This window comes from Limosilactobacillus ingluviei DSM 15946, assembly GCF_001435775.1.
Taxonomy (GTDB): domain Bacteria; phylum Bacillota; class Bacilli; order Lactobacillales; family Lactobacillaceae; genus Limosilactobacillus; species Limosilactobacillus ingluviei.
Window position 1 is genome coordinate 1 of the sequence record NZ_AZFK01000015.1, and the last position, 23,714, is coordinate 23,714.

Genomic DNA, 23,714 nt, shown 5'->3' on the forward strand with positions numbered 1-23,714 from the left:
GAACAATAGGCTTTGGCCACACGCAAAAAGCGACGAGCACCGCTCGCCGCTTTTTTACATAATCATAGTGTTTCACACACACCCAAAAGCCAACTTTATTTGGGGCCAACTCCAAAATTGACACACGACATATCTAAAAATATACGTAATTAAAAAAATAATTTTCACAATGTAAATTAATGATTTCCTCTTAATTTCGACGTTTTTAACCTAATTATTAAGCAATGTACTCACATGTTGCACATATTTAAAAATATCCCCTGTGTCAAAAATCACTACTTCCGGATAAAAGTCCCCTAACAATCATCGTCGCTCAGTTCTTAGTCCTTGGCCCAAGATAATCGCAATTACCAACAGGATGAAGCAAGTTAAAAATCCAACCTGAATTCCTACCCGCGAAGTACCAACACTGTAACGATGATCAGTTAAATTGACCATTGCCACCACCAATGCCATCCCAAAGGAAGCAAAAATCTGACGGGTGGTATTAAACACCGCCACTCCATCGGGTAATAACGACTTAGACAATTGCGACAAGGCATGTGTCTGGATGGGAATCAGAATCATTACAATCCCAAATTGCCGCACCCACTGCCAAAGTGCCACCTCAATCGGTCCAGCGTGAACCCCCAAAAAGGCCTGCATTGCCGTCCCTAATAAATCCACAGCAATGCCATACGTAATCAGCCACCGCGCAGGATACCGATCAAAAAAACGACCTGAGACGGGCGACAACAATCCTGTTGACAAAGCTCCTGGTAAAATCACCAGGCCGGTAACGACCGCGCTCTCCTTCATTACGTCTTGTAAAAGCAAAGGCAACAGGATAGTGTTACCAAACATGGTCGCCACCACCAATCCATTAATCCCAATTGCCAAGGCGTACTGCCAATTGGCCAAAACGTTCAAATTCAAGAAGGGGTGATCCGATTGACGTTGAGTTAAGACAAAGACTAGCCAAATCCCAAGTCCCAATAGCAAATTACCTAACACCGCCCAACTGAACAGCGGCTTGGTTCCTAAATCCGATAACCCCATCAGCATGCAGAGCAAGGCAAAACTACACGTTACCAACCCCACCACATTAAAAGCTTGCTGTTCGACTTTTGCCACGTGCGGCATCACTAGCCAAGCCAACAGCAACGATAAAAGGGTAAACGGCAACAACAAGATGAATAGATAACGCCAGCTTAAGTAATCTAAGATAAAGCCGGCCACCGTCGGGCCAATAATTGGTGAAAAATTGAACGCCAGTCCCACTAGCCCCATTACTCGACCACGATGATGTTTATCCGCAAAGGTCATCGCTAAGACATTTACCAAGGGCATCATTACTCCAGCCCCCAAGGCCTGGATCATCCGCCCGACGACTACGAGCCAAAAGCTCGGTGCCATCGCCCCAACCAAGGTTCCGAGTGCAAAGATGATTGTAAAGCCCAAGAAGAGATTTCGGTACGAATAACGCTTGATTAAATAAGCACTAACCGGGATCATTAACGCGTTCACTAACAGATAGCCATTAGTGACCCATTGTACTCGCGCTGATGAAATCCCAAAGACCTTCATCAGAACTGGCAAAGCTACATCGGTCATTGTTGAGCACATCACCCCAAAGAAGCACCCAAAAACCATAATTCCTAATACCAACCGTTGTCTTTTTGTCACGTCGTCGCTTCCCTTCTGCTTACCATCACTCCCGATAATAAACTTTCACGTGTGCAGTTGCAATCATATCCAACTTAATGCCTCGAAAACAAACTAATTGCATCAAAAAAACCACCACACCGTAGCGTGATGACCATAAGAAACAGCACATCGTAGCCATTTACTTCAAGCGTTGAAGCTTATGGTACTATTCTCAAAAGCCAGTTAACGAGCCCACTAGTCACGACTAATTTGTGACTCAAAAAGGGTGCGTCCACCACTGAGATCAGTGATGGGCGCACCCTTCGCATTTTATTTGCCGCATCGTGAATTAACTGGTAACAACTAGCCGATCACAGTATTTCTGAGCTTCGGTTTGGGAAATATTTTGGACATCAGCAATGGTTGCGACAATATCTGAAGTCGCCATCCCCCGCTTTTCTAGCGCCTTTGCCATGTCTAAAATTCCTGCTTCCCAACTCTTGCGCAACTCACGGCGCCGTTCTATTTGTTCTTTCATAAACCTCGCCTCATCCCCTTGGCCGTCGGGGTTGCTTGAATGGTGTGCTGGGGGTCAGCGTCCTTCACCCACTGAATCGTTAATTCTGGCAAGGCCCGCCGCAACAGCTCGGCACACAAATTAGGATTCGTCATTACCGTCCCGAAGATCGGATCGTCCTTGATCATCTTTTGCTGCCACTCAGCTCGTAAAGCCGCCCGTTCCAACGTTAAATTCTCTGGCATCATTTTCGTCTCCCTCAAAATTGCGGAACTAAATTTAGCCCCTATTTCTTATATACGTCGTGAAAGCGAAAATTCACTTTTCCATTTGACCTGCTGAGCGATAAATTTTCCAACAAAAGACGCGCCGCCCTTCCGTATGTGCAGTCACGGAAAGGCGGCGCGCCTTGATTAAGGTTGCATTTATTCTAGAAAGAGCGTGGTCAGATCATTGAGGAGTAACGTTATTACTTGATGCTGATGAAGTCAACTTTGAAGAGGTCAGCCAGTTGCTTCAATTGGGCTTCGCTCAGCGTTAAGGTCAAGACGGTGTGGTGGCCCCCACCGTAACGCATCCATTGCTTAGCCCCTTCTTCCAAGCCGACTTCTGGCGTCCACATTTGCTTAGCCACTGGCAGCTTCGGCATTTCAGCTTCTGGCGTCTTGCAGTCCACTGGGTAGCCAATGAACTTGTAGCCATCGTCGAAGTAGGACAGGGTAATGTCGTACCCCTTACCTTCAGCCCCCGTGAAGACGAGCCGGGCTGGGTCGTCCTTGCCCCCGATACCCAGTGGGTGAACTTCCACCCGTGGCTTGTCGGAAGCCAAGGTTGGATCGACTTCCAGCATGTGCGAGCCCATGATCGCTTCGTGGCCGGCCCGCAGATCAAGCGTGTAGTCTTCCATCAGGGCAGTTTGCTTGTTGTCGGCAGCAATCTTGAGCAGACGGGTCAAACCAGCCATCTTGAAGTCCCCTTCTGGACCGAAGCCGTAGCCGTCAATCATCAACAATTGGACCGCCAAACCTGGCAATTGTTCCAAGCCGTTTAAGTCTTGGAAGTTGTCAGTAAAGGCATCGTAGCCGTTGTCATCCAAGAACTTCTTGATCCCCAGGTATTCACGCAGTTGGTAACGCACGGAGTGAACGTACTTGTCGTGGTCGTTGTCGCCTTCGACCAGATCGTACTTCTTTTCCAAGTCGGCGTAAGCTTCGTCGATCGCTTCTTCAGAGATACCGTTGATTACATCAACCAATTCATTGATTGGGTAGTAGTCAACCGTCCAGCCCAACTTGATTTGTGCAGCTACCTTGTCACCTTCCGTCACGGCCACGTCCCGCATCGTGTCGCCAAAGCGGGCAATCTTGATGTGGAAGCTTTCGTTGTAGGCAATAGCAACGTGTTGCCAGTCCGCAATTTCCTTTTGGACCTTTTCGTCACCCCACCAGCCGTAAACCGAAGCGGCTGGGATGTGGAGCCGGGAATTGATGTAGGCGTATTCGCGGTCCCCGTGAGCACTTTGGTTCAAGTTCATGTAGTCCATGTCGATCGAATCGAATGGAATGTTGTTCAAGAATTGGGTTGCCAGGTGCAGCAATGGCTTTTGCAGCAATTGCGTCCCGCGGATCCAGTTCTTAGCTGGTGAGAAGGTGTGCATCCAAGTAATCACCCCAGCCACTTCATCAGTGAAGTTAGCTTCCTTCATGAACTTGGTAATGCTGTCCGCCGTCGTAGCAACCAGCTTGAATTCCACTGGGTAGTCCAGCTTGCCACTTTCGTTCAAGCTAGCGACGATTTCCTTAGCGTCCTTTTCAACAGCTTCTAGTGCTTCCGGCCCGTAGAGCGGTTGACTACCGACAACGAACCAAAACTTGTAATCTACATTCCGCATGATTGATAATCCCCTTTGTTAAAACTGTGCCTATGCCAATAAACACATTTTCCAAATCAACTTTCAAACTAAATCGCTTACAATTCGCATTGTAAAATATTTGTCCGGATAAATCAATACAAATTCTAAAATTGTTATTGATTTATTTTGATGTCCCTTGAGCTTCAATTTCTTCCAAGGTCTTCCCTTGCGTTTCTGGGACCCGGAACTTAACGAACAGAACCCCCAGGACACAAATCAAACCAAAGATGGCAAAGACGGCTTCTTGTGACATCGTGCTGGTCATGATCGGGAAGACTAACCCAACTAACCATGAACCAACCCAGTTCATGGATGACGCCAGCCCAGCAGCCCGGCCCCGGATTGACAGCGGGAAGATTTCCCCCACAATCACCCAGGTCAACGGCGCCCAAGTAAAGGAGTAAAAGGCCACATAGATACTCAAGAAGACCACGATCATCATCGGGTTAACATTTGGCACCATGTAGTGAATCAAGGATGGCAAGAGGAAGGACAGGGCCATCACAGTCCCACCCATCATAATTAACGTCCGCCGCTTAATCTTGTCAGCAATGGCGATAAACAGCAAGGAACCAAGCACTAAGATGACCCCTTGAATAATTGGCCACATCAAGGCTGAACTGGCCGCATTCCCGGTTGCCTTTTCAACAATCAGTGGAATGTAGTAGAAGATCGCGTTGGCCCCTTGGAATTGTTGGAAGGCAGCCACGCCGACCCCAGCAATTACCAGGTAACGGTACTTCTTGCTAAACAGCATCTTATAGCTAACATGTGCCGCCGCGGCTTTTTCTTCCTTAGCCGTTGCTTTGATTTGACTTAATTCCTCATCAATTTCTTGTTGCGTTGAGCGAATCATCCCCAACACGTGGCGAGCACTTGTCTCATCTCCATTTTGCAGCAAGAACCGTGGTGATTCAGGCAACCGCAGCACCCCGAGGAACAAGATGATCGCAGGTACGGCCGCCAAGGCCAACATCGTCCGCCAAGCCCAAGTGCCTGGCAAGTCCTTCAAAACAAAGTCCATGACGTAAGATAAGAGCATCCCCGACACAATCATCGTTTGGTTCAACCCGGACAGCCGACCCCGCATCTTAGCTGGTGCCATTTCTGACATGTAGGCGGGCACTAGGGCTGAGGCCGCCCCAACGGCCAACCCCAGAAACATCCGGACAATCACCAGGAATAAGGCCCCGTTGTGTGGTGCCACCCCAGACAGGATGGACCCCAAGGCAAAAATAATTGCTGAGTAAAGAATAACTTTCCGCCGTCCCAAGTGGTCAGATAATTGCCCCGCCAGGGCACCCCCGAAGATCGCCCCAAACATCACGGCTGAAGTGATCCAACCGACAATGGAAGCATTACCCGACAAGTTCCAGTCAACTTGCAAGAATGGCAAGGCCCCGGTCATCACCCCAATGTCATAACCGAAGAGAATGCCCCCGAAGGAGCCAAAGAAGTAAATAAATTTATTCGAGATAGTCTTATTCATATTCGACCTACCCTCCATAGAAATTTGTCCTAATAGGTATCGATAAGTCGTAAGCGATTTCATCAGATATAATAACAGACTAACCAAATAAATTCAATACAATTTACATACAAATTTAAAACGTTCCCTTACCCAAAAGAAAAAAGCCGTTGCTACCAACGACTTTCCCTAGTTCCGTTTCGCTACCGATTCATTGTAATGCGGTGGCATCTCGTATTTGATTGATTCGACGGGTTCTCCTTCAATCATTTTGACAATCATCGTCCCCGCGTCGAGACCCATCTTCTCCTTTGGGTGTTCCAGCGTCGTCAACCGCGGCTTAATGTAGCGGCCCAAGACAAAGTCATCACAACCAGTGACGCTGACGTCTGCTGGAATACGCAAGCCTAACGAACGAATCACGTCCATAATTTGGATCGCCAACTCATCGTTGTAACACATCACGGCCGTTGGGTGTTCGGGTTGACTCATAATCGTTGAAACCTGCTTCAAGACCTTGGTCATATCCTGTCCGGACTGGTACATAATCGTCTTGTTCAGGTACGAAATTTCCGGGTGGGCCATATAAGCATTAATAAAGCCCCGCATCCGGTGGGTCCCTTGCATGTCATCGACTTGGAAAATCCCCAAAATTCGTTGATGGCCTTGGCTAATCAGGTATTCCGTCATCGCCAGCTCGGCTTCCATATCCTTGGTTTCCAAAAACGGCACTTGCAGTTGCGGATAGTGCGCGTTGATAAATAAAGTCGGGATCTTGGCCGCCTCAATTTGTTGATACAGTTCAATATTGGGATCCGGCATCGCACTTTGGGTCGGCTCAATGATCAACCCGGCCACCTGATTGTCCAACATTTTCTGCAGGCTCTGGGCTTCTTTTTCCCGGTTATTGTGCGTATTACTGATAATCAACGAATATCCCCGGGCAGAAATCGCCCGGTCAATCCCGCTGATGATGCTAGGGAAAATATAATCGGCCAGGTGGGTGGTTACAACCCCAATCATCTTGTTATTGATCGTCCGTTTTTGCACGCTGTCTTGCCAATCATCAACGTACATCCCCCCACCTTGAATCCGATAAACATAGTGATCATTTTGCAGTTCACCAACGGCCCGCCGTACCGTATAGCGACTGACTTGGTACTGGGCCATTAAGTCCGATTCCGTTGGCAGCTTATCCCCCACCTGGTAATCACCGCGTTCAATGGCCTCTTTCAGTCCTTTTTTTACGATTTCGTATTTAATCTCCGCCATAGTACTCCTCAATTATTTTGCTTGATATGTTCTAGATCTTTTTATCATAACGCAACTAACCGCCTTTCTGCTACCGATCTGACGTTAAATAAAACATTAATAAAAAGAACTCACCCCGCCCCTGGCCAGGTAAGTTCTTTTAAACAACTAACTTATTCAAACTGGTTATGACCGCTTCGCATGGTCCTTGGAGTGCGCGTTGTTTTGCCCGTAGTAGGCGTTGGCGCCGTGCTTGCGGTAGTAGTGCTTGTCCAAGAGGTATTGGGGCAGGTGGGAATCACCCATCGTCATTTGCATCGTGTGATAGTCTTCTTCGGCCACGACTTCCAACACTTTCGCGTTGTAAACTGCCTTGGCAGGCGTGGCGCCCCAAGTAAAGGGTCCGTGTTGTGAAACCAGGGTCCCCGGGGTCGCTTCGTAATCAAGGCCCCGTTCCTCAAAAGTCTTGACGATCGTCTTCCCGGTGTTACCTTCGTAGTCGGCTTCGATTTCGTCCTTCGTCAGGGCATCGGCCGCCGGAATATCGGTGTAGAAGGTGTCCGCGTGGGTCGTGTTCATCGCTGGAATATCCAACTTGGCCGCCGCAAAGGCCACCGCCCACGGGGAGTGGGTGTGCACAATCCCGCCGATCTTTGGGAAGTGGTTGTACAAGTAGGTGTGGGTTGGCGTGTCGGATGATGGATTGTAGTCCCCTTCGACGACTTCCCCGGCCAGGTTCACCACGACCATGTCGGCCGGCTTTAATTCATCGTACGGCACCCCGGACGGCTTGATCACGTACAAGCCCTTTTCCCGGTCAATCCCGGAAACGTTCCCCCAGGTAAAGGACACCAGACCTAATTTAGGCAGTTGCATGTTGGCTTCGTAAACTTCTTGTTTTAATTGTTCGAGCATCTTTGATTCCTTCCTTAATCCAGTTTCATGGCTTCGCCCGCCGCTTGTTCAGCCGGCATGGCCTGCTTATAGTTGTCAATAAATTGTTCGTAACCCTTCACGCTGGCTGGTTCCGGCATCAGCGTGGCACTTTCGCTGGCGACAAAGACTTCTTGGTCGAGGTAATCGGCCAGGCTCTTACCACGGTTATCCGCAGTAAAGAGGGCCAGTACGGCCATCCCCCACGGGCCCCCTTGGCCGGCGTTGCTCATCACCGTAATTGGGGTATCTAAGGCGTCGGCCAGGGCTTGTTGGGCCACGACTGGGGTCTTGAAGAGGCCCCCTTGCGCCACCAGCGAATCGGTCTTAATGTGCTCTTCGCGCAGCAAAATATCCATCCCGATCTTCAGCGGGGCAAAGGCCGAGTATAGTTGGACCTTAAAGAGGTTGGCTAGCGAGAAGTTGCTGTCAGGCTTGCGGACCAGCATTGGCCGGCCTTCTTGGACCCGGGTAATGTTTTCCCCGGACAGGTAAGCAAAGTTCACCAAGCCCCCGGCGTCTTGTTCCCCGCGCAGGGACGCGTCAAAGAGTTTTTCGTACAGTTCATTCGGCTTGAGATCAACCCCGAGCAAACGGGCAAACTGGTTAAAGACGTTGGCCCAGGCGTTAATGTCTGAGGAGCAATTGTTGGTGTGGACCATCGCTACTGGCGCCCCATCTGGGGTCGTGACGACGTCGATGTCGCGGTGGACTTGGGTCAAAGCTTGGTCTAAGACCACCATTGAGAAGGCCGACGTCCCAATTGAGACGTTCCCCGTCCGTTTGCGAACCGCGTTGGTCGCGACCATCCCGGTGCCGGCGTCCCCTTCGGATGGGGCGAAGACGGCGCCAGCTTGCAACTGCCCACTTGGGTCGAGTAATTTGGCCCCGGCTGCCGTCAAATGCCCCGCCGTTTGACCAGCCAGCAAGACTTCTGGTAACAGGTCCTTAATGTGCCAATCAAAGGCCGCCACTTCCGGCAGGTTAGCAAACTGCGCCAACATCTTCGCATCGTAGTCATGGCTTGCTTCATCAATTGGGAACATCCCGGAAGCATCGCCGATCCCGGTGTTCTTTTCCCCGGTCAGCTGCCAGGTTACGTACCCGTCCAAGGTCGTCAGAAAGGCCAGGTCCTTGACGTGGGCTTCGTGGTTTAAGATCGCTTGGTACAAGTGGGCAATGCTCCAGCGTTCTGGAATATTAAAGTCAAACAATTCCGTCAGCTTTGCGGCTGCTTCGCCGGTAATGTTGTTGCGCCAGGTCCTAAATGGCACCAGCAATTGGTCGTGTTGGTCAAAGGCCAAGTACCCGTGCATCATGGCACTGATCCCCACCGACCCCAGCTTAGTCAGCGCCACGCCGTATTCACTTTTGACTTCGGCTGCCAGCTTAGCGTAGCTGGTTTGGATCCCATCCCACACTTTAGCGAGTGGGTAGGTCCAGATATGGTGATCGAGTTCGTTTTCCCACACGTACGACCCGCTGGCCACGACTTGAAAATCATTGGTGACCAGCACCGCCTTAATCGTGGTCGATCCCAGCTCGATTCCGAGGGCCGTTTCCCCCGCTAAGATGGCTTGCTTAATTTGTTCGCGCTCCACTTGTCTTCACCTCACGTAACTTCCGTACAAATCGATATTTGTAATTAATTCATCTTAAAACAATTACATTTTATGATTTTTGTACGGACAAATCAATACAAGATGGCAAATTTATTGAAGCGGTTTCATTTCGTGATACACAAAAAGCCCGGTCGATCCCCCAAAAAAGGCATCAGACCGGGCTTTAGTGCCGAATAGCACCTAACCGCCAATTTCGACTGGTTGGTAATAAATCGTATCTGGATCTTGGGTGGCCAGAATAAATTCCTTAAATTGCGGCAAGGTATAGGCCACTTTGCCATAGCCAGTAGCAACAATCAAATGGCGCGCCAACGACCGCCGGCGGTACTGAGATACATAGGAGCGCGATTTCTTCATCCGTTCACTGACCATCGCAAAAGTGGGATTATCCGTGTCATGGCTACTAAATTTAAAGGTGACAGGGCCACCTTATCCGCCCGCAGTAAAAAGGTCAACCGATCGGCAGTTTGAACGTCTAGCACCAAATCTGGTAACCCGGTCATTAACGCAAACAAAGGAAGATCCAACCGTTTCATCGCACTGAATAGTTGGGCAAACTCGCGAATCACCGTCGAATTGTCGACCTCATCAATTACCACAACCACGTATTTTCCTCGTTGCTTAATCTTTTCCAGTAACTGGCGAATGACTACTTGATCACTGGCCCCCGGAGCTTGAAATTCAAGGGTAATCCCCGCTGCTGAAAGTAAACTTAACTTGGCCAACCCCTTCTTAACCGGATTGGCCGCGGCTTGCGCTAACTGCTGCTTTAGATCGTCAATCAAGGTTTCGTTATTCAACAAATCAATTACGCAACACTTGGGGTACATCTCCAAACGTAGGATTAAATGGGTTCGTTCGCAATCTGATCACTCCTTTTTAGATTTCTTTAGATTGTTAATTTAGTTTTAGATACTTTTAGACTCTTTTAGATTGTTTAGCAATAACTGCGCCCACCAAAAAAGTCCGGTAAGCTCCCCCACCGGACTTTCGGCTTAATCATCACTTCTGCACCCGTTGCAGTTGCTCAACCACCTTCAGCACCAAGCGTTTGGGCAAAATTGGGTAGGTCTTAGCCGTGGCTTGCATCCACCAGGGCAGCCCGGCCACGACATTGAGCTTACCTTGCAACATCCCCGCGTAACCAGCCTTGGCAATCACGGCCGGGTCGGCCCCAGTTCCAGGCGCAAAGAGCTTGGTGGCCATTAAATGACCAGCCGCCGCAAAGCCGGTCTCAATTGGCCCGGGCATCAAGGTCGTCACCGTCGCCCCCGTGGTCCGCATTTCTTGCCACAAGGCGTTAGGTCAAGTAGGCCTTGGTCGCAAAGTACTCGGCCTGTTCGGACCCCGGGAAAAAGGCCGCTGATGACGAGACGTTTAAGACCCGCCCCCGGCCGCGCTTGACCATCCCCGGTAAGAACAGCTTCATCAATTCCGGCGGCACCGCGGCGTTGACCCGCAGCATCGTCAAATCCGCTGCCAGACTGCGGTCAATAAATTTCCCCTGGCCGCCAAAGCCGGCGTTATTGATTAAATAATCGACCGGCCAATCAAAGCCCTGCACTTCTTGGTAGACCTGGGCGGCTGTATGTCCCTTGGCAAAGTCAGCGGTGACCGTCGCCACCCGGCTGGCCGGGCACTGGTGCTGCAAATCCGCCACTAGGCTGGCCAACTTCATTTCATTGCGGGCCACTAAAATCAAATCGCCCCCGTGTTGGGCGTGTTCAAAGGCTAAGGCCCGACCCAAACCGCCGGTCGCCCCGTAATCAGTGCCACTGTCATTGTGATTTCCCCTTTGTTTTGGTTATTCCCATTGTACGCCTGGCGTGGGCAGATTGTTTCGGTTTTCGCCGTTCATTTCGTATAATTATCTTAATTATGCGCTCACTTGCGCGGTTCGTAGAAAGGATGTCCATCATGCTCAACGCGGTTAATCACTTCTTTACCACTTTTGGCGCCAGCGTGATCGTGCCGGTGATGATCTTTTTGGTCGCCGGCTTACTGGGGGTGAAGCTGAAAGTCGCCCTGCAAAGCGCCCTGGCCGCCGGGGTCGGGCTGACCGGCTTTGGCTGGCTGATCAGTGCCTTTACCCCGGCCGTGACCAAGCTGATCAAGCAAATGGTCCAAACTACCGGCATTCACCTGCCCATCGTCGACCTCGGTTGGCAGACCGGCTCGCTGGCCGCCTTTGGTTCCACCGTTGGTTTGACCTTCTTCATCGGCGGGCTGCTACTGGAATTGGCCCTCTTTGCCCTTAAAATCACCAGGGTCTTTATGCCCTCCAACCTCTGGAATAACTTTGGTTTTATGATTTGGGCGACGATGGCCTATACCGTTACCCACAATTTGGGGCTCGCCTTGGGCTTGGCGACCTTTTTACTGTTGGTCACCTTGCTGTTAGCTGAAATCCAAGCCGATGCCTGGTCCACTTTTTACGGGATCAAAAACGCTACCGTCGCTGCGCCCCACAACATCGAGCAAGTGGTCCCAATCCTCTTGCTCGATCCCTTGTGGAACCTGCTGGGCTTTAACCGGGTCCACGTCACTCCGGCCCGCTTCAAAGCCCGCTTCGGCCTCTTGGGCGAGCCCACCGCCCTCGGCGCCTTGCTCGGCCTCTTGATCGGGATTTTAGGCAACTTGACCCGGCTAACCAGCTTGAGCGCCTGGGGGCAGATCGCCCAATTTACGATCCAACTCGCCGCGATCATGACGATCTTCCCGCTGGTGACCCAAGTCTTTGCCGGCGCCTTTGCCCCGCTGGCGGCGGCAATCGACCAGCGCCACCAGACCAGCGACCAAGCCAGCACGGACTTAACGGACCCCAAGCGCTGGTTTTTAGCGATTGACGATGGGGTCGGCTACGGCGAAACGACCACCCTGATGGCAGGAATGCTGCTGATCCCCTTGATGGTGGGAGTGGCCTTTCTTTTGCCAGGCAACCGGGCCCTGCCGGTCGTGGACCTCATCGCGCTTCCCTTCATGATTGAATCGATCGTGGCCCTGACCCGCGGCAATCTGCTGAAGATCCTGGCCACCGGGGTGGTCTGGTTCTCCTTAGGCCTGTACGCGGCTAGCTGGCTCGGCGATGTCTACACCGCCGCCGTTGCCCAATACGGGACGGCGCTGCCGACCGGGGTCGTTTTAATCACCAGCTTTAACTTGATTGCCCGGCCACTCAATGCCCTGATCTTCGCCGCTTTTATCTCGCAAAATCCGGTCTGGATCGGCCTGTGCCTGCTCTTGTATCTGATCGGCCTGGTCGCCTTGCGGACCCGGCGGCCACAAATCTGGGCCTACCTGCGCAAGATGGCCGCCCAAAATGAACCCGCGAAATAACCTTAACCCTTGGCCATCCGGTTTCGGATGGCTTTTTGTTTCCATTGGTGAAATTAGTTAACGTAATCCTTTAAATCCGTAAGTAACATCCCCACCGGACGGTTAGATGATGGATCAAAGCTAAAGATAATTAAGTTCGCTCCCATTAAATACTTATGCCACCCGGGGTCTGCGACCGGCTGCACTTATTTTCTCATCATATTCTCATTTAACCCTTTTAAAAAACCGCAAAACTCGCTATGATAACCCCACTTACTAAAAACGGTGTCCTCACCGCCGGATTGGAGGAAATTACATGCGTGAAATAACTGCGGCCCCAGGCTTTAATTTACCAGCCCGGAGTGAAAAACAAATCGCCAGCAATGTCTTAAAGGGTTCTTTGGGTAACCTGATTGAATGGTTTGATTGGTACGTCTACGCGTCCTTTGCCATCTATTTCTCCGGGGCCTTCTTCCCCGCCGGCAACCAAACCGCCCAGCTCTTAGCCTCCGCGGGCGTCTTTGCGATCGGCTTCTTTATGCGCCCGCTCGGTTCCCTGGTCATGGGGCGCTTGGCGGATCGCCACGGGCGGCGGACCGCCTTGACCGTTTCGGTCCTGATCATGGCAGCCGGCTCATTGATCATCGCTCTCGTCCCGACTTACGCCACGATTGGGATCTGGTCACCTCTCATCTTAATCGGCACCCGCTTGCTCCAAGGTCTTTCGCTCGGTGGAGAATACGGCACCTCGGCTACCTACCTGTCGGAAATGGCCAGTCCCCACCGGCGCGGCTTTTACGCCTCTTTTCAATACGTCACCCTGATTGCCGGGCAATTGTTGGCCCTGCTGGTGCAAATTGTCCTGCAAAAGCTTTACACCAACGCCCAACTCACCACCTTTGGTTGGCGGATTCCCTTTGCGATCGGGGCCGTCGGGGCGCTGGTCGTCCTCTGGTTGCGGCTGTCGATGGAAGAATCCGACCAATTTACCCGCCGCAACCAACACCAGGCCAACGCCGGCACGCTGCGACTCTTACTTCGCTACCCCAAGCAAGTCGTAATCGTCGTGATGATGACCTTGGGCGGGACGATTTGTTTTTACACCTTTACGACCTACCTGCAACAATTCATGATTAACTCAGTCGGCTTGGCCAAGGAAAAGGTCGCCTTGATCAACTTAGCCGCCCTCTTGGTCATGATCCTGCTCCAACCCCTCTTTGGGGCATTATCCGACCGGATCGGCCGGCGCCCGCTCTTGATTTTCTTTGGTTTGGGGGCCACGTTGGGAACGGTCCCGCTCTTTACCCTGCTAGGCCACGCCACCACCGGCAAGCAAGCCTTTGGGTTAATGGTGGTCGCCCTAATTGTTGTCTCGGGCTACACCTCAATTAATGCCATCGTAAAAGCCGAACTCTTCCCGAGTGAAATCCGGGCTCTGGGGGTTGGCTTGCCGTACGGGCTGACCGTGGCCCTCTTTGGCGGCACCGTTAACTACGTGGCCCTGTGGTTGCGGAGCCTCCACCACGAAAGCCTCTTCTTCTGGTACGTTTCGGCGGCGGCCTTCATCTCCCTGTGCGCGTACCTTTTCCTATTAAAGGGCCACCGCTCCCAATTTACAACCGAAGCCTAATTTAAACGCCGCTGGCTCCATCAAGCAAGGAGCCAGCGGCGTTCGGGTTTAATTTTGATCTTCTTTCCAGTGACGACCTTCATTGATCTTCATCTTCTTCGCGATCTCTTCATACGGGTCCATCCCCAGTTGGTCACACATGTAAAAAAGGTAGATCAAGGTATCGGCAATTTCTTCTTTTAAATGCGCCGTTTCTGCATCCGTCAGAACTTGGCCTTCGGGCTTCCACTGAAAGATTTCTAAGACCTCGCTGGCCTCCAAATTAACCGACAGGGCTAAATCCTTGAGGTTATGATAATCATCCCAGCCCCGCGCGGCGCGAAAGTTGCGCAAAATTGTTAACGCTGCTTGGTAATCCATTTTGTTCACCGCCATCCTTGTCATTTTTCTTCCATTATAAACCAAAAGCCCCCGGCGCATCAGGCACCGGAGGCTTCTGGTTTTGGAATATACGACTAAGTCTCGTCAATTAACCCCTTGACGAACTTGGGTCGAGAACGGCCTTATCACCCCGACAGACCTCTGGGACACAAATTCCCAGACGTTTAGGCAGATAAGCAAGCTCACTGCCATTAAGGACGACCAGGTTCTTCCTCGCCCATGGGGGTTCTCACCCGAGGGTGAGAGAAAACCGTGTTTTCTCCCAGCCTCTGTTGGTTTTCGAATATTACACAGATCACTTGGTAAATAACCACAAGCCTAGTGGATAAGTACGAACGAAGAACGACGCGTACCGTGTCAACCTTCGTCCTAGCTTATCCATCCGGCTTGCCGAGGAGATTATTTCCCACTCTCTTTTTTCTTAGTGCCGCTTGAAGGCCAAGCCGGCCCCGGTCAAAGCAGTCGTCAGCAACAGTCCCAGACTAGCCAGCAAGCCAGCTTGGGTGTTGGCGTGCGTTTGTTGCGCCGTCGCCGGCGTGGCCGCGACTTCACTGACTTTGGCCTTTACGTTCGTGGCCGCCGCTTGAACCACCGGTGCGACCGTATCTTGCACCGCTGTAGCTACGTGAGACACAGCAGGTTGGACCTGGCTGATGGCCGCGACTGGCGCCACGGCGGCTTCAACGATCGCTTGGGCGGCTGCCGTGGTCATTGGGATCACCACTGGCGCCACTGGGGTTACAACTGGAGCAACCGTCTTTGCGACCGGTGCCAGGGCTGGCAACGTTGCCGGCAAGGCTGGCGCTGGTTGTTCAGCCACCGCCTTTAACATCAGCAGGGCGGTCTTGCCAGGGGCAACCGTAATCACAATCGGTTGGACAGCTGGTTCTTCAACTTGGGCCTTCACGTTCATTAACTTCGTTTGGGCCTTAGCTAACTTCGCAGTCGCTGCCTCGGCTGCCGCTTGGGCTTGGTCAACTACCGCGGCCTTAGCATCCACGGCGGCCTTCAACAGTTGTAATTGGGCCGTCGCTGTCGCCAGCTTTTGTTCGGCCACCGCCAGGTCAGCTTGCGCCACCGTCAGATCAACCGGTGCCCCTTGTTGACTAGCCAGGATGGCCTTTAAGGCCGCCAGCTTCGTTTGCGCCGCACTGACTACCGCTTGGGCCGTCTTGACCGCGGCTTGACTGGCGTTAAACTTCGCTTGCGCCTTGGCTTGCGCGGCTTGTTGCGTCGCTAAGTTGGCTTGGGCTTGAGCTAACGTTGCTTGGGCCGCTTGTAAGGCCGCTGCTTGCGTCGCGTGCCCCGCCAGCAATTGGTCAACCTTAGCTTGAGCCGCTTGGACCGCCGCCTTGGCTTGCGCTAATTGAGCTTGGGCGGTCTTCACTGCCGCTCGGGCCACTTTGACCTTGGCTTGGGCTTGATTCAGGTTCGCCCGGGCCGTTTGTAAGGCTTGTTGGGCGGCTTGGACTTGCGTAGCCTTCACTTGGGCCGTTGCTTGAGTCAACTTAGTTTGGGCCGTTTGATAGTTGGCCTTGGCGGTAGCCAGGTTGGCTTGCGCGGCTTGCAAGGCTGCTAATTGCGCCGCCGTCGCGTGCCCAGTCACCGTCAAGTCCAGCAGCTTTTGCCCTAATACATTGGTCTTGCCGTAAACCGTGGTCGTCCCGAGGTTAAAGTGGAGCCAACCATCGTGGCCCACGCTGACCCCTAAGGCTTGTTGGTGGTCACCCGTAATCAATTTGGCGTTGATCAAACCGGTTAAGGATTCACTGTGGCCCCAGTTGGAATCCAAATCGTTAAAGAGCATCCCGACCAGGCCCTTGTAGATGTTTTCCTTGATTGCATCCAAGGTAACGGTGGTCTTGACCGTTTGCCAACCCGGCAAATTATTGCGGGCCATTTGGTTCCACACGATGTTGATACTTTCGTCTTCTTCCCAGAAGGTATTGAATTGATCACCGATCTTGTAGAGCGCACTGGTATCGTGGCCCGGTTCCGCGTAGTTGTTAAAGCCATCGGCATCGTATTGTGCCGCCACGGCCTGGGCGTAAGCCACGGAGCCTTCACTAACGACCAGTGGCGTCGTCCCCATCGCGTGGCGAATTTGGTTCAACAGGTTGGCCGTCCACTTGGTCAATTCCGTCCGCGTTGCCACGCTCATGTTAAAGACGTTGTCGATCACCGTGGCTTGGTCGGCCGCGTTGTGGACAAACTTGTTAACCTTGACGCTATCCCAATTGCCATTTCCAGCCAGCGCAATCACTTGCACTTGTTGCGCGGAAAGCTTCCCAGCCATAAAGTCCTTCAAAGCTTGGGCGTAACCCTTCGGCAGAACGATTTGGTTGGCATTATCCACGGCTTGGGCCTTCGCCACGGCAGTTTGGGCTTGGTGGTAAGCGACTTGGGCCGCGTTCAATTGCGCTTGGGCGGTCTTGACCGCTGCGGCCGCTTGGCGTTGGGCGGTTTGTGCCTCTTGTTGGGCCGCCGTTGTCGTCTTGACCGTTTGGGTCGCCGCTTGAACGTCACTTTGGGCGTCGGCTACCGCCGCATCAGCGTGGGCTAAGTCAGTTTGCGCGTTGGACAAGGTTGCGGCCGCTGCCGTTTGCGCTTGCGTGGTTGCCGTCAGCTTAGCTTGGGCGGCAGCCAAGGCCGGATCGTCCAAGGCCGCTTGCAGCTTCGCCACGTTGGCACTAGCGGTAGCGACTTGGGCTTGCACCGTTTGGGTCGCCGCTAGAGCCGTGTTAAGTTGGGCTTGGGCCGTGTTAGCTGCCGCTTCTTTAACCGTTAAGGCTGCTTGCGTGGCGGCGACAGTGCCGGCTTGTTGGCGCAGGGCTTCGTTTAACGCGGCCCGGTTAGCACTCGTCGTGGCCGCGGCACTTTGCATCGCGGCCACGGCACTGGCTTGGTTGGCCACGACTGCCGACGCATTGGCGACGACTGCCGCTTGGGTCGCGTAATCACTGGCTGCTTGAGCGTAATAACTTTGGGCACTGGTCAGGGTTGCTTGGGTGTTGACAACCGCATCACTGGCCTGGTTCACCGTTGCTTGGGTGCTTTCAACTGATTGGACTGGAGCAGCTTGGCTTGCTGAAAGGGGGGTGAGGCTATCAGCTTGCGCTTCCGTTTGGTTGACTGCTACACCGGCAGTCACCGCTGCCGCCAAAGCTGTTGCCGCCGCGAAATTCTTTACTGTCTTCTTCATGATGTTCACTCCTTAGTCGTATATTGAAATCCAAAACTTGTTTACGGTTCGAGTTTACTCATGAATATTTCATTTTCAGACTGATCATTATGCAAAAAGAATATTTTTCGGTTTTCACGTGACATGAAAGCGCCTTTCATGAATTTAAAGGTGATAAGATGTTTTTTCACCTCATGATTTTTTAATTTTCTGGTGATTAAACGCGCCAATGGTTGCCAAATCAACAATAATCGGCATTGTCAGGTGACAACCATTCTTGATGCGAAAACGCTTCACCCTTAAATAACGGCCGTTAAACCAAAAAAATAATAAGTCGGAAATTTTTCCCTTAATTTTTGTATTATATAATTTTTATTTCATATAAAAATTAAATCTAACGAACAATTTCGTCCTTGCGTGGTCAAATTGATTGCTCGTTAGTCGAAACCCTTGCTACGACTGACTTTTCGGCAGATAACCGAAAAGAGATTTATTTATCATGCGACACCAACCGATTTTTGTCCTGGTCAAAATATAAAAAATAGACTTATCGTCATTAAAATTAACGATAAGAATACTTTTTAACCTTGCATATCGGTTACACAACCAAGGACCATTAAAAACGTTCGTCCGTATTTATCCAATGACAACCAAACCTGGCAACTAGTAAAACGATAATTTAAACAGCAACAACAAAAAGCGCTAGGAAGCAACGCTTTCACCAACGTAGTTTCTAGCACTTTTACTCTCAATCTGCCTGGTAGCATGATTTAACTAACGTTTATTTTCACGACGTGGGCGATTGAACCAACCGCCTAATAACGTTAATGTTCCTAATAAGTTAAGCAGGACTGCTGACTTTGCCCCCGTTTGCGGCAATTGGTGTGGCTTTACCTGCTTTGTGTCACCGTTCTCCTTCGGGGTGGCTGCGTTAGCCTTTCCGAATCGTGTTGGACCTTCTTTGCTATCCGTACTCAACACCCCTGGAGTAATCAGTTCCGACGTCAGTGGATTATCATTCGCCGAATCTACTGGTGCTTCCGGCTTTAATGGTTGAACTGTCGGAACCACCCTATTTGCTGGATCTTTAGGAGTTATTGAAGTATTGGCTGCCATTGGTGTGTAGCTAACTACTTCGCGGTAGCTCAGCGCCAGTGGCGTAACTATTTTGCCCCCTGCTTCTTCACGATCCGCACGATAACCCGCGATCTTTGGTGTGGATTCACTGCTAAAAACAAATACTTCCGGCGACCACGAATCTGCCCGTACTTCTCCCGTAACTTTATCAACTACCATTTTTCTTGCAAACGTTACTGACTGAACTTTATCAGCTGGCGTTTCAACCCCTGCCCCTTGATAATGCACCGTTTGGGTTAGTGTCCGTTGGACATCACCAACTTCTGCTGGCCACTTTGGTCCCTCCGGATCGTTTGGGTTGATTGGCGTCCCGGGTTCTTGGGGTTTTTCTGGCGTGACTGTTTGTGTTCCGTGCTTGACGATCACGTTGTAGGTCTTGCCGTTGTTGCCATCGCCTAGTTCACCACCAACTTGCTTGGTGTAACCATCGTCAACCAGGACGTAACCTTGGTCACTCAACGTTTTCAGTTCGTCGGCCGTACTGTACGTTACCTTGTCGCCGTACTTCCCGTCGACCTTGTCGCTCGTGATCGGTTCGTTGCCATTGTCTTGATCCAGGTACCGCACCGTAAAGTTGGCATCCTTCTTCACGTAGGTCACTTTTGTATCCTGCGTTGGATCTTTTGGCGTGACTGTCTCTTCACTCGGCACGTAACCTGGTACATTTGGCGCTGGTTGATCCGGCGTTACCTTGGTTGGATCCTTTGGATCCGTTGGGTAACTTGATTGATCAACCCCCGGTAGCTCGTGACCGTCTGGGTCCACCGGCACGATCTTCCCGTTTGGCCGGTACGTTACCGTATCCGTTACGTTCAGTTCGTCCGGTGTGGCCGTCTGAGCCCCGGCAGTGGCTTTGTCAGCCGTGTAGCCTTTAACTACTGGCGTCGTTTCTGCCCCAAAGGTGTGATCCGTTGGCGTCCACGCCGTCGTGCTCGTCACTTTCCCCGTGACCTTGTCAACCGTCACCGTCCGGGTAAAGACGTTTTCAGCCGTTTGGGTCCGGTCAGCTGGCGTATCCTTTCCAGCCCCTTGGTAGTGCACCGTTTGAGTGGCCGTCCGTTGGACGTCGCCAACTTCCGTTGGCCACTTTGGCCCATCGGGGTCGTTCGGGTTGATTGGCGTCCCAGGTTCTTGTGGGTCCTCTGGCGTGACTGTTTGTGTTCCGTGCTTGACGATCACATCGTAGGTCTTGCCGTTGTTGCCATCGCCCAGTTCGCCACCAACGTTGCTGGTGTAGCCATCGTCAACCAGGACGTAACCTTGGTCACTCAACGCTTTTAATTCGTCGGCCGTATTGTACGTAATCTTATCGCCGTACTTCCCGCTGACGCTTTGACTGGTAATTTCGGCGTCGCCCCGGTCTCGATCTAGATACCGGACCGTAAAGCCGGCCTCCTTCTTCACGTAGATCACTTTTGTATTCTGATTTGGATCACTTGGTGTGACCGTCTCGGTACTTGGTACGTAGCCCGGCACGTCTGGCACTGGTTGGTCCGGAGTGACCTTGGTTGGATCACCTGGATCAGTAGTGTATTGTGGCTGTTTAACGTTTGGAATCTCACTCCCGTTTTCATTAATCGGGATGATCTTCCCATTTGGTCGGTACGTGACCGTTACATTTGAAAGGCCACTAACTTGACCAGCATCATTGATCTTTACCACGCTTGTTGCCATTTCCGCCACTTGTTTTTGATCCGCATGATAACCATCGATCACTGGAACCTTTTGTGCTGGTAGACTCGCGACTGCCGTTTGCCATGGGGTTGCTGCTACCCCCGGGTCGCCTTGCAACACCCGGGCATAATCAATTGTCACCGTTCGCGTAAAATCAGCTTCTTGCGTTACTGATGGCGGCAAAGTCGGTTCATTTGCTTTAAGTCCTTCATACTGATAGTTGATCTGCCGGCTGGCAGTTACTTTTTCACTCGTCTGAAGCAGGTCTTCATGATACGTCAAGGTTGGCTTATCATAGCTCACAAATTTTGACTTATCTAAAATCCCAAAACCAATCTGCGTATAATCTTTCCAAACCATATTCGGGTGGTCTGGATCCGCAGGATTGGCAGTTTGAATATCATCTGGATCACCTTGTGTATTCGGGTTTACCACCCCTAAGATAAAGCTAGCCTTACCTTGCGTTAAGAAAACAATTGCTTCGGCATTGGCAATATACTTATCAAAACCTTTTGAATAGTACACTGTCTCACTCAGTTGCTGATCAACAGGTCGGGTCGCATTAATTTTTTCAATTAATTGCTTTGCTCCAGAATTCCCCTGGCTAATGTCTTGCGGGGTCGGAATAATCTGCGAACCACTCGGAATAAACGCCGCCAAACTGCCATCAATTGGCTTCACAAATTCCGCCCGCGCTTTCAAGGCATCCAAGCCATCAATTGGCACTTGGCGATTCAAGGTATCTTGGGTAAAGTAATCTTCCCCTTCGTAAACCTTATCCGTTCCCGTTTCAACTAGGTACTTCGTCAATTTTAAAGCCGTAATCCGATCAAAGACGATCCCATTAGCTGGATCTCGAAAAATTTCATAAAACCCTTTGGTATTCACCCCCGCAAAGCGTTGATCGATGATTGGGTCAGATAATTCAATCACCATATCGTAAGAACGCTTTGTGTTCGCGTCAGTTAAAACTTTCGTCCACTTAATTCGCAACTTGGTATCAGCAGTAACATCATTTACCTGCAAGCGGACGGGATTATTTTCCATAAAATAACGCGGCTTGCCACTTTGGTCTGCCAAAACATTGAAGTTAGCATCCGTCAACGGAATTGGTTGTTCAACTTCCTGACCGTCAACTACTTTGACATAGGCAGCTTGAACCGCTTCAGCATCATTATGGTATTCAAAGCTGTTTTCTACGTATGCTTTGTCCGTAGCTTCAATTGCTTGATTGGGATTAAATTTTTCTGCTTGCGCTTGCCGTTCTTGCTCCCACTTTGCCAAGGCTGCCTGCGTGTTTTCAAGCTGCTCCTGCAAGGCAGCCGCTTGCGTTTGATAGTCTGTTGTTGTGGCGGTTACCCAGTCTTTCGTGGCTTGATCTGCAACCGTCACCTGCGGAGTCGCTTGCTCAACCGTAATCCCACTGGCCTGAGCTGCTTTGATTGCATCAAGCAATGCTTGGCGGGCGTTAACTAATGCCGCCCGGTCAGCTGCGGTCGTCGCTTCGTTTAAAGTCGTCTGCGTCGGGGTCTGGCTCGTAGAAGCAACTGGGCGTAAAGTAACTTGGCTTTTGTCATCCGATTGACTTTCTGCGTGATTTAAAACCGTTGCGTCAACACTGGTTGCTTCGGCAGCTTGAGCATGAATTGCCAAGCCATTCCAATATAAGAGACTGGCGACAGCAACTGAAGCAACCCCAAGACTAGTTTTCTTAATTGTGAATCGATTGACTTTTTTGGCAGTTTTGCGCATTTTTAAGAATGTGTTTTTCCGGCTAACCATAACTTTATGAAATATTCCTCTCTCTTTTTTAATTTCCAGATAAACAATTAAGAGGGTGATAACCCTTCGCTTCGTCAGACCGATGGAAATTATTTTTTATATTCAAAAAATCAGCAGTTTTGATTCTAGCTACTCATCTTTTAAAAATCAACCGTTTTACCAAATTTGTCTTATGACCCAACTGCCATTTTTTGCTCGGTATCGCTACTTTTTTCTTTTATCGTTTCATTTTTCTTCTATTTTACTTCATATTCCAATAAAAATATAAATACTTTTAAATCTATTTTATTTTGAATTGTTATTGACTTTTCGTCAGCAATGCCCCACTTCCTAACAATCTTTCTGCTTAATGGTGCAAATTCCACCCGCTAAATCCTCAACTTTAGTAAGAAAATGCTTAATAAACACCAAAAACCCCCACCAAGACAAGGCTCAGTGGGGGCTTGGGAAATCTTGAATTGTTAATTAGTGAAAAGCAATGGTGAACAAATTTAATTAACCTAGTTGTGACACTTCTTTAGTAAACTGGTCCCGGTCAGCATGGAAACCATTGCCAAGCCCAGGGCGGACATCCAACCAACCGCCGGGGTAGCTTCACCCGTTTGTGGCAAAGCAGCTTGGTGCGCTTGGTGCTTCATTGCCGCGGCCTGGGCTTCAACCCGCTTTAAGGCCGCGACTTGCGCTGCCTTCGCCGCTAACGTTGCTTGCGCGGCGTCAACCTTAGCTTGCGCGTCATTCACGGCTTGATTGGCTTGCTCTGCTGCCTGCTTGGTCGTTTCAACGTCCTTTTGGGCGGTGGCTACCTTTTCCTGGGCGGCACTAACCACTTGCTCTTGGTCCGTAACTGCCTGCTTAGCTGCCGCAATATTTTCACTAGTAGCGTTTTGCAGGTCGGTTTGCGCCTTGGCTACCGCCTTTTCCCCAGCTTGGACTGCCGCCGCATCCTTGGCCACTTCATTTTGCTGGTTGGCTAGTGCCCCTTGCGCGGCGTCATTGTCCGCTTGCGCCGCATCAAGGGCTTGCTTGGCATTATTCGCCTGTTGCGTTACATCAGCTAAAGAAGTTACCGCCGTACTAGCCGTATTTTCAGCCTTGACGGTTGGCGTTTGCACCGTTGCTGAAGCAGTTGAAGCCGGGGCGCCGGTTGTGGCATCGTCAGCGTGAGCCGTGGTCGCATTAACCGCGGCCCCCGTCGTTACAACGGCCGCCGCAACTGACGTAGCCGTCGCCGGTACTGTACCCTGTCAAGTTGACAGTCTGAAAAAATGAAAAATTGCTAGTCTTA

General features: G+C 51.0%; 18 protein-coding genes. 2 read left to right on the forward strand and 16 right to left on the reverse strand.

The annotated features are described in order from the left end of the window. Positions 1 to 303 precede the first annotated feature (303 nt). The 12 genes from FC43_RS02360 to FC43_RS11340 form a co-directional block, all read right to left on the reverse strand. On the reverse strand, positions 304 to 1,665 hold the full coding sequence (locus FC43_RS02360) for a DHA2 family efflux MFS transporter permease subunit (RefSeq protein ID WP_056953786.1): 1,362 nt from the start codon (positions 1,663 to 1,665) through the stop codon (positions 304 to 306). Between the two features lie 310 nt (positions 1,666 to 1,975). Beyond that, positions 1,976 to 2,164 (reverse strand): hypothetical protein, encoded by a 189-nt coding sequence (locus FC43_RS02365; RefSeq protein ID WP_056953789.1) that lies wholly within the window; start codon positions 2,162 to 2,164, stop codon positions 1,976 to 1,978. Then, entirely contained in the window at positions 2,161 to 2,388 is a 228-nt protein-coding gene (locus tag FC43_RS02370) for a hypothetical protein (RefSeq protein ID WP_156648228.1), read from the reverse strand. Before FC43_RS02370 ends, FC43_RS02365 begins: the two co-directional genes overlap by 4 nt. Positions 2,389 to 2,612: 224 nt before the next feature. Beyond that, entirely contained in the window at positions 2,613 to 4,034 is a 1,422-nt protein-coding gene (araA, locus tag FC43_RS02375; protein ID WP_019206559.1) for an L-arabinose isomerase, read from the reverse strand. Between the two features lie 142 nt (positions 4,035 to 4,176). Continuing rightward, positions 4,177 to 5,562: a sugar porter family MFS transporter gene (locus FC43_RS02380; RefSeq protein ID WP_056953793.1), complete on the reverse strand. Its 1,386-nt coding sequence runs from the start codon at positions 5,560 to 5,562 to the stop codon at positions 4,177 to 4,179. Positions 5,563 to 5,712: 150 nt separating this feature from the next. Next, positions 5,713 to 6,795, reverse strand: a complete 1,083-nt coding sequence (locus tag FC43_RS02385; RefSeq protein ID WP_056953795.1) for a GntR family transcriptional regulator — start codon at positions 6,793 to 6,795, stop codon at positions 5,713 to 5,715. Between the two features lie 165 nt (positions 6,796 to 6,960). Beyond that, a complete protein-coding gene (locus FC43_RS02390; RefSeq protein WP_056953797.1) occupies positions 6,961 to 7,689 on the reverse strand; it encodes an L-ribulose-5-phosphate 4-epimerase in 729 nt (242 codons plus the stop codon). Between the two features lie 14 nt (positions 7,690 to 7,703). Next, entirely contained in the window at positions 7,704 to 9,308 is a 1,605-nt protein-coding gene (locus FC43_RS02395; protein ID WP_056953799.1) for a xylulokinase, read from the reverse strand. A gap of 201 nt (positions 9,309 to 9,509) precedes the next feature. After that, positions 9,510 to 9,686 carry a hypothetical protein gene (locus FC43_RS10995; RefSeq protein WP_156648229.1) on the reverse strand — a complete coding sequence of 59 codons (177 nt, stop codon included), beginning with the start codon at positions 9,684 to 9,686 and terminating at the stop codon, positions 9,510 to 9,512. Beyond that, positions 9,683 to 10,132: a hypothetical protein gene (locus FC43_RS02400; protein ID WP_156648230.1), complete on the reverse strand. Its 450-nt coding sequence runs from the start codon at positions 10,130 to 10,132 to the stop codon at positions 9,683 to 9,685. Before FC43_RS02400 ends, FC43_RS10995 begins: the two co-directional genes overlap by 4 nt. Positions 10,133 to 10,331: 199 nt before the next feature. Next, positions 10,332 to 10,613 (reverse strand): SDR family oxidoreductase, encoded by a 282-nt coding sequence (locus FC43_RS11335; protein WP_235807569.1) that lies wholly within the window; start codon positions 10,611 to 10,613, stop codon positions 10,332 to 10,334. Between the two features lie 16 nt (positions 10,614 to 10,629). After that, on the reverse strand, positions 10,630 to 11,076 hold the full coding sequence (locus FC43_RS11340; RefSeq protein ID WP_235807570.1) for an SDR family NAD(P)-dependent oxidoreductase: 447 nt from the start codon (positions 11,074 to 11,076) through the stop codon (positions 10,630 to 10,632). Between the two features lie 170 nt (positions 11,077 to 11,246). On the opposite strand from FC43_RS11340, the gene FC43_RS02410 reads away from it, so the two are divergent. Beyond that, a complete protein-coding gene (locus FC43_RS02410) occupies positions 11,247 to 12,665 on the forward strand; it encodes a PTS transporter subunit IIC (protein WP_056953803.1) in 1,419 nt (472 codons plus the stop codon). Positions 12,666 to 12,960: 295 nt separating this feature from the next. After that, entirely contained in the window at positions 12,961 to 14,274 is a 1,314-nt protein-coding gene (locus FC43_RS02415; RefSeq protein ID WP_056953804.1) for an MFS transporter, read from the forward strand. Positions 14,275 to 14,322: 48 nt separating this feature from the next. Here the strand turns inward: FC43_RS02415 and FC43_RS02420 are convergent, their stop codons facing one another. The 4 genes from FC43_RS02420 to FC43_RS02435 form a co-directional block, all read right to left on the reverse strand. Continuing rightward, complete coding sequence (locus FC43_RS02420; protein ID WP_056953812.1) at positions 14,323 to 14,634, reverse strand: nucleotide pyrophosphohydrolase; 312 nt, start codon at positions 14,632 to 14,634, stop codon at positions 14,323 to 14,325. 442 nt (positions 14,635 to 15,076) lie between these two features. Beyond that, complete coding sequence (locus FC43_RS02425; RefSeq protein ID WP_056953806.1) at positions 15,077 to 17,857, reverse strand: SEC10/PgrA surface exclusion domain-containing protein; 2,781 nt, start codon at positions 17,855 to 17,857, stop codon at positions 15,077 to 15,079. 753 nt (positions 17,858 to 18,610) lie between these two features. Further along, the gene (locus tag FC43_RS02430; protein ID WP_056953808.1) at positions 18,611 to 22,429 is read right to left on the reverse strand and encodes a mucin-binding protein; all 3,819 of its coding nucleotides are present in this window, start codon (positions 22,427 to 22,429) and stop codon (positions 18,611 to 18,613) included. A gap of 500 nt (positions 22,430 to 22,929) precedes the next feature. Next, positions 22,930 to 23,541 (reverse strand): hypothetical protein, encoded by a 612-nt coding sequence (locus FC43_RS02435; RefSeq protein WP_056953810.1) that lies wholly within the window; start codon positions 23,539 to 23,541, stop codon positions 22,930 to 22,932. Positions 23,542 to 23,714 lie beyond the last annotated feature (173 nt).

Coding starts and splice junctions, on each gene's coding strand:
- FC43_RS02365 (WP_056953789.1), bottom strand. CDS start 2,164: ATGAAAGAACAAATAGAACGGCGCCGTGAGTTGCGCAAGAGTTGGGAA.
- FC43_RS02370 (WP_156648228.1), bottom strand. CDS start 2,388: ATGCCAGAGAATTTAACGTTGGAACGGGCGGCTTTACGAGCTGAGTGG.
- araA (WP_019206559.1), bottom strand. CDS start 4,034: ATGCGGAATGTAGATTACAAGTTTTGGTTCGTTGTCGGTAGTCAACCG.
- FC43_RS02380 (WP_056953793.1), bottom strand. CDS start 5,562: ATGGAGGGTAGGTCGAATATGAATAAGACTATCTCGAATAAATTTATT.
- FC43_RS02385 (WP_056953795.1), bottom strand. CDS start 6,795: ATGGCGGAGATTAAATACGAAATCGTAAAAAAAGGACTGAAAGAGGCC.
- FC43_RS02390 (WP_056953797.1), bottom strand. CDS start 7,689: ATGCTCGAACAATTAAAACAAGAAGTTTACGAAGCCAACATGCAACTG.
- FC43_RS10995 (WP_156648229.1), bottom strand. CDS start 9,686: ATGAAGAAATCGCGCTCCTATGTATCTCAGTACCGCCGGCGGTCGTTG.
- FC43_RS11335 (WP_235807569.1), bottom strand. CDS start 10,613: ATGCGGACCACGGGGGCGACGGTGACGACCTTGATGCCCGGGCCAATT.
- FC43_RS02410 (WP_056953803.1), top strand. CDS start 11,247: ATGCTCAACGCGGTTAATCACTTCTTTACCACTTTTGGCGCCAGCGTG.
- FC43_RS02415 (WP_056953804.1), top strand. CDS start 12,961: ATGCGTGAAATAACTGCGGCCCCAGGCTTTAATTTACCAGCCCGGAGT.
- FC43_RS02420 (WP_056953812.1), bottom strand. CDS start 14,634: ATGGATTACCAAGCAGCGTTAACAATTTTGCGCAACTTTCGCGCCGCG.
- FC43_RS02425 (WP_056953806.1), bottom strand. CDS start 17,857: ATGAAGAAGACAGTAAAGAATTTCGCGGCGGCAACAGCTTTGGCGGCA.
- FC43_RS02430 (WP_056953808.1), bottom strand. CDS start 22,429: ATGGTTAGCCGGAAAAACACATTCTTAAAAATGCGCAAAACTGCCAAA.